The organism is Bradyrhizobium sp. KZN70725, from assembly GCF_055264925.1.
Map to the genome: position 1 here is coordinate 1 of NZ_JBUYWT010000165.1, position 1,510 is coordinate 1,510.

1 protein-coding gene is annotated in these 1,510 nt (G+C 61.1%); it reads right to left on the reverse strand.

Annotated features, from left to right (window positions below):
• The coding region (locus tag ACZBJS_RS42475) for an IS701 family transposase (protein WP_463440327.1) at positions 1 to 1,429 on the reverse strand (1,429 nt) is incomplete at its 3' end.
• Between the last annotated feature and the right edge of the window lie 81 nt (positions 1,430 to 1,510).

Consider the following 1,510-nt stretch of genomic DNA (forward strand, 5'->3'; position numbering starts at 1 on the left):
GTGGATCGGCGGGTCGCGCCCTTTGATGAGCCGGATGCAGCAAGGACACCTTTGCATGCGGCCGAGGAGCGCGACGCTCAAGCGGCGTCGCATTGTTGCGATCGAGTTGGGGATATGACGTTCGGTCCTGAGCGGCAGAACCTCTTGGTCGGTAATTTTCGGGAAGCGGAGATTTTTTGAACGGCCGGGAGGAATGAGATCCTGAGGGGGGAATCGTCTCCCGTTCGGAGATCAGGAATCCGTAGGCGGCGATACATAGCGTGGCGTGATGGTGGAAGCCGCGCCAACCCCGCCCTTCGAAGTGGTCAAGACCAGTCTCCTGCTTGAGTTCCTGGTAGTCGCGTTCGATGCGCCAGCGTAACTTGGCAAGATCAACGAGATGGGCAAAGCCGATGTCGGGCGGGAGGCTCGACAGCCAGTACTTTGTCGGCTCCTTCTCACCTTTCGGCCACTCGATGAGAAGCCATTCTTCCGGCCAAGGCTCGCTGCGATTGAAGTCGCGCCGCGCAATGCGAATGCGCACTCGTGCAAAGCGGGATTTGAGAGGCTCGTTGGTTCCCTCGCGCCAAGCGATCGTCCGCCAGGCCTTGGCCGGAAGGCTCAAGGCAAGCTCCTTGACCTTGATCGGTTGATGCTTCGCATCGCGACGAAGCTGCTTGGTCGGCCGTCCGCGGCCGGGCACGTAGGGCTTGGGTGGCAAAGGCCCCGTGCCGGGCGCCCACACTGTGGTGCTCGAGAGAATGCCGGCGGCATAGGAAAGCTCAAGCGCAGTGAGGGCGGCGCGCAACTCGCTGTGATTGCCGTAGCCGGCGTCAATCAGAACGACGCCACGCGGCAAGCCCGCGGCGCAGGCTGCGCGGATTTGGTCGAGTGCGATCTCGATCTTGGTTTGAAAGACGATCTGGTCGGGCACGCCGGCCTTCTTGCGGCGGGCAGCGTCGGAGGCCCAAACCTCCGGCAGATAGAGCCGATAGGCCACCGGCAAGCTGGCATCATGATTGGCAACCGACAGTGACACCGCGACCTGACAATTGTCCTGTTTGCCGAGTTGACCGCAATACTGGCGTGCCACCCCAACAGAATGCGTCCCTTTCTTGGGGAACGCCGTGTCGTCGATGATCCAGGCTTCGATCGGTCCGTTACGTTCGACCGCAGGCAACACTGTCTCCCGCACCTTGGCCAGGACCTTCTCGTCCGACCACCGTCCTTCACCGATGAAGTGCAGCAGCGATTGGTGTTGCGCCGCAGTCCGCTCCGGCGCCGTCACTGCTGCCATCGGCTCTACGCTCTTGCGTTCACAGGGCATCAACAACCCCGTGCAATAATCCCGAAATGGGCGCTCGCGATCGGCATGCCCGATCACGCTCACAAGGCTATCAACGTAAGCCGAAAATCGCGTCTCGCTGGTTCCTCTCCCTCGGCGATCCATCTCGGCCTCCTCGACCACGTTGAATCTCCCTTAATATGCGATTCTCAACCCTCCAGATCGCGGCTTTCTGACTCAGTAAGA